This window comes from Mycobacterium sp. TH-M106, assembly GCF_057473765.1.
The window spans coordinates 1-4,062 of the sequence record NZ_JBYCLE010000453.1 but is presented as its reverse complement, the minus strand read 5'-3'; the positions used below and the strand labels follow the sequence as shown (position 1 = coordinate 4,062).

General features: G+C 66.1%; 7 protein-coding genes, 1 tRNA gene and 2 pseudogenes. 4 read left to right on the top strand and 6 right to left on the bottom strand.

Features of this window, described 5'->3' with window-relative positions:
* The 3 genes and pseudogenes from rph to AC2VOP_RS16180 form a co-directional block, all read left to right on the top strand.
* Positions 1–421: pseudogene (gene rph / locus AC2VOP_RS16190) on the top strand (ribonuclease PH); the annotation flags it as partial.
* 54 nt (positions 422–475) lie between these two features.
* Positions 476–574, top strand: a pseudogene (locus AC2VOP_RS16185) (hypothetical protein); the annotation flags it as partial.
* A gap of 2 nt (positions 575–576) precedes the next feature.
* Complete coding sequence (locus AC2VOP_RS16180; RefSeq protein ID WP_486961930.1) at positions 577–1,218, top strand: non-canonical purine NTP pyrophosphatase; 642 nt, start codon at positions 577–579, stop codon at positions 1,216–1,218.
* A 15-nt stretch (positions 1,219–1,233) separates the two neighbouring features.
* Here AC2VOP_RS16180 and AC2VOP_RS16175 read toward each other — a convergent pair whose 3' ends face one another.
* Positions 1,234–1,587 carry a DUF3817 domain-containing protein gene (locus tag AC2VOP_RS16175; protein WP_486961929.1) on the bottom strand — a complete coding sequence of 118 codons (354 nt, stop codon included), beginning with the start codon at positions 1,585–1,587 and terminating at the stop codon, positions 1,234–1,236.
* Positions 1,584–1,961 (bottom strand): hypothetical protein, encoded by a 378-nt coding sequence (locus tag AC2VOP_RS16170; RefSeq protein ID WP_486961928.1) that lies wholly within the window; start codon positions 1,959–1,961, stop codon positions 1,584–1,586. The genes AC2VOP_RS16175 and AC2VOP_RS16170 overlap by 4 nt, the downstream gene beginning before the upstream one ends.
* Positions 1,962–2,136: 175 nt before the next feature.
* On the opposite strand from AC2VOP_RS16170, the gene AC2VOP_RS16165 reads away from it, so the two are divergent.
* Positions 2,137–2,220: transfer RNA gene (locus tag AC2VOP_RS16165), tRNA-Leu, on the top strand.
* 32 nt (positions 2,221–2,252) lie between these two features.
* Here AC2VOP_RS16165 and AC2VOP_RS16160 read toward each other — a convergent pair.
* The 4 genes from AC2VOP_RS16160 to AC2VOP_RS16145 all read right to left on the bottom strand — a co-directional run.
* A complete protein-coding gene (locus tag AC2VOP_RS16160; protein WP_486961927.1) occupies positions 2,253–2,513 on the bottom strand; it encodes a type II toxin-antitoxin system RelE family toxin in 261 nt (86 codons plus the stop codon).
* Positions 2,510–2,758: a type II toxin-antitoxin system Phd/YefM family antitoxin gene (locus tag AC2VOP_RS16155; protein WP_486961926.1), complete on the bottom strand. Its 249-nt coding sequence runs from the start codon at positions 2,756–2,758 to the stop codon at positions 2,510–2,512. The genes AC2VOP_RS16160 and AC2VOP_RS16155 overlap by 4 nt, the downstream gene beginning before the upstream one ends.
* Before the next feature lie 138 nt (positions 2,759–2,896).
* Complete coding sequence (locus tag AC2VOP_RS16150) at positions 2,897–3,382, bottom strand: lipoprotein LpqH (protein ID WP_486961925.1); 486 nt, start codon at positions 3,380–3,382, stop codon at positions 2,897–2,899.
* A 36-nt stretch (positions 3,383–3,418) separates the two neighbouring features.
* Positions 3,419–4,062: cytochrome P450 (locus tag AC2VOP_RS16145; protein WP_486961924.1), on the bottom strand; the 644-nt coding region annotated here is incomplete at its 5' end.

Sequence of the window (4,062 nt, the reverse complement as noted above, 5' to 3'; positions counted from 1 at the left end):
GCTGCAGGCCGACGGCGGCACCCGGACCGCGGCGATCACCGGCGCCTATGTAGCCCTGGCCGACGCTGTCACCTATCTCTCCGCCGCCGGCAAGTTGTCGGATCCGCGGCCGCTGTCGTGTGCGATCGCCGCGGTCAGTGTCGGCGTGGTCGACGGCCGGGTGCGGGTCGACCTGCCCTACGAGGAGGACTCCCGCGCGGAGGTCGACATGAACGTGGTTGCCACCGACACCGGAACTCTGGTGGAGGTCCAGGGCACCGGCGAGGGTGCGACGTTCCCGCGGTCCACGCTGGACAAGCTGCTCGATGCGGCGCTGGGCGCTTGCGAGCAGCTGTTCGCGGTGCAGCGCGACGTGCTGGCGCTGCCGTATCCGGGTGTGCTGCCCGAGGCGCCCGAGCCGAAGAAAGCGTTCGGAACCTGAGCGCCGGCGACGATGCAGAGCGTAGCGATGAGGAGGAGCGGCGCCGATGGGTGCGCCGGCGACGATGCAGTGGGGGTACCTCCCGCTTGCGGGGGACGTAGCGATGAGGAGGAGCGGCGCCGATGGGTGCGCCGGCGACGATGCAGAGCGTAGCGATGAGGAGGAGCGGCGCCGATGACCTCACCCAGCTGCTGGTTGCCAGCCGCAATCCCAAGAAGCTGGCCGAGCTGAATCGGGTGCTCGCGGATGCCGGAGTGACGGGGCTGCGGCTGGTGTCGCTGGACGAGGTGGCACCCTACGACGAGGCACCGGAGACCGGTGCGACCTTCGAGGACAATGCGCTGGCCAAGGCGCGTGACGGGTTTACCGCGACCGGGTTGCCTTGTGTCGCCGACGATTCGGGGCTGGCGGTGGCGGCGCTGAACGGCATGCCCGGGGTGTTGTCGGCGCGCTGGGCCGGCGTACACGGTGACGACGCGGCGAACAATGCGCTGCTGTTGGCCCAGTTGCGCGACGTGCCCGAGGTGCGCCGCGGCGCGACGTTCGTGTCAGCGTGCGCGCTGGTCTGGGGGCCGGGTGCGGCCGGTGAAGTTGTGGTGCGCGGCGAGTGGCCGGGCAGCATCGCGCGAGAGCCGCGCGGCGCCAACGGGTTCGGCTATGACCCGGTGTTCATCCCGGACGGTCAGGATACTGGTGGCCGCACCGCGGCGCAGCTCAGCCCGGTGGAGAAAGACGCGGCCTCACACCGCGGGCGGGCACTGGCGCTGCTGGTGCCAGCACTGCGCCGGCTCGTCTGACCGTAGAGCTGGCAGCTATAACGCGAACTGGGCCTTGACGTTTCGGGTCTGGTAGTGCTCGACGACGATGCCGAGCACCGGAATGGTGCCCGACACCAGCACGCCGATGGTCTTGCCGATCGGCCAGCGGGCCTTGAGCGCGAGGTTGAATGCAGCCAGCACGTAGGTGAAGTACACCCAGCCGTGCACCATTGCGACCCACCTGATTCCGTTGTGAAACACGTAGTGCGCGACGATTTCGCCGCACAGCAGCAGCAGCCAGATGCCGGTCGTCCACGCCATCACGCGGTAGCCGAGCAGCGCGGTGCGGATCTTCTCGACCGGTGTCGTGGGAGCGGGGGTGGGTGCGGGTGTTTCAGGGGTGGTCATGCGGTGGTCCTGTTCTTTCTGTCGTTATCTGACTCGGCGAGTTCGGCCAAGTAGGCGTTGTACTCGGCCAGCGCCGGATCCTCGGGTGCCAACGGCGGGGGTGCTGCTCGCTCCGGCAACAGGCCCGGGGGTATCTCGGTCAGTTGGTTCGCCTTCGGCTTCGGCGGGGCTTCTTCGTAGCGGACGAACTTGTAGTAGGCGTACACGCAGAAGCCGGCGAACAGCGGCCACTGCAGAGCGTAGCCCAGGTTTTGGAACGTGCCCGTTGCCGACTCGAAGCGGGTCCATTGCCACCAGCCCAGGGCCAGGAAACCGCAGGTGGCGACGATCACCAGCACGACCAGTGCCGGCCTCCGACGCCGTGTAGTGGACACCCCTCGACCGTACCGCTCGTTAGCCGACAATAGTGCCGGGCTAGCGGCGCACTGGGGCATTTCCGCAACCATCTACGCCTCAGCGCCCGATGATCGACAGCAGCATCCTGGTCATCTCGGACGGCTGCTCGGTGTCGGTACGGATTCCGGCTAAAACGGTATGATCATCGAGCTTGCGGGCGTGGCGAAACCGGAAACCGCGCGGGTTTTAGGTGCCCGTGCTCGAAAGAGCTTGAGGGTTCGAGTCCCTCCGCCCGCACCGACGCGAGATCAGACGTGGCGAGCAGCTCGCTACCGTTCATAGATGTCGCGACGGTGTCCGAGTCTCACGACCACGACGAGTAGGACGTCGTCGTGCACGGTGTAAATGATCCGGTAGTTGCCGACACGCACCCGCACACCTGGTCGACCCCGCAGAGGACGTGCTCCGGCAGGACGGGGATCTTTCGCAAGCAATGCGATGGCACCCTGGACGCGGCGCCGCACCTGTGGGTCGAGTCCGCGCAATGTCCTGACCGCCGCAGGGCGCAGTTCAATTCGGTACGCAGTCACGTCCAGCCGAGGTCGGCCTTAACCTGCTCCCAAGGAATGTTCGGCCCCTCTTCCGCCATCGCCGCATCGAATGCCTCCACATCCTCGGCATCTTCCAGAGCGGCCATGAACTCCTCATAACGCTCCGGACTGATCAGCACGCCGGCGGGACGTCCGTAGCGTTCCAGGAAGACGGCTTCGGTGCGCGCGGTCTCGATCGCGTCGGGGAGGTGCTCGCGTGCCGTGCTGACGTTCATGGTTGCCATGGAACAGATTGTACAACTTGACCTTTGTCTTGTACGACCCCAGTGCCGGTGACCTGCAGGCCTACGGCAAGGTTGCGCGGGTCGCGTTCGATCTCAGGGTCACGGCTGGGTCTGGTGACGCAGCTACCTGCTACCGATTCAGCAGGTCACGTCGATCGTGAAGGCCCCGTTACTGGGCTCGTCGGGATTGTCGAGGTTGGTGCGTTCAGCGGTGCCGACGATGTGATATGTGCCCGCGGCGAACGTCGCCTCGGCCTTACCCGCGCCGCCGGCGCCGCCGTCGACGAGGCCGGTGAAGCCGTTGAAATCGTTGATATTGACCGATTCCAGCTTCGGTTTGTCGGGCTCGAGCCGCAGCATCGCACGGGTCTGCGCCGACCCGTCGGTGATGTCGATGCTCAGCATCCAGCCGACCTGCGTGCAGATGACAGCATGCGAGGTCCGGGATTGGCCGTTGACGGTGACCTGGGCGGTCTTCTGCGGGACTTCGGCCGTGCCCGCGCCGCAGCCAGCGCACCCGACGACGGCCGCGGCGACGAGTGCCGCCGTGGCGTACCGGCGACGCGGCGTCACGTGAGCTGTGCTCAATGCTGCCTCGGGGATAGACGTCGTTGATGTCGTCACGACGGTATCGCCCGGCTCGGTCCGCTGTCCGGCTTTTCAGGACACCGGCGTGAAGGTGACCGGCAGTCGGTTCGGCGACCGGAAGGTCAGCCCGACGATCTCGGCGTCGCTGTCGGGAGCCAACGCCAGGTCGGTGACACGGTCGAACAGAGTATCGAGCATGACCTGGGTCTCCAGCCTCGCCAGGTGCATACCTAGGCACATGTGTTCGCCGGCGCCGAAGGAGATGTGCGCCTTGCGTTCCCGAGTGATATCGAATACGTCGGGATCGTTCCAGCGACTTTCGTCGTGGTTGGCCGATCCCATGCACAAGTCCACCTGCGCGCCCTTGGGGATTGTGGTGCCGGCTATATCGACGTCGCGCATGGTGGTCCGCACCACCGTGGTGAGCGGCGTTTCATAGCGAAGGCCCTCTTCGAACGCGGCGGGTATCAGGGTGCGATCCCGGTAGACCATGGCCAGCTGCTCGGGGTGGGTGAGCAACAGGTACAGCAGGTTGCCCGACGAGCGGTAGGTGGTTTCCAGGCCGGCCGGCAGCAGCAACCGCAAAAACGAGATGATGGCGTCGTCGGTCAGCTTCTCACCGTCGATCTCAGCGCTGACCAGGTCACCGATGATGTCGTTGGTCATTGTGCGGCGGCGCTGTTCGACCTGGTTGAGGAAGTAGGCTTGCAACGCGA

Coding starts and splice junctions, on each gene's coding strand:
- AC2VOP_RS16175 (WP_486961929.1), bottom strand. CDS start 1,587: ATGACCACCCCTGAAACACCCGCACCCACCCCCGCTCCCACGACACCG.
- AC2VOP_RS16155 (WP_486961926.1), bottom strand. CDS start 2,758: ATGGCAACCATGAACGTCAGCACGGCACGCGAGCACCTCCCCGACGCG.
- AC2VOP_RS16180 (WP_486961930.1), top strand. CDS start 577: ATGAGGAGGAGCGGCGCCGATGACCTCACCCAGCTGCTGGTTGCCAGC.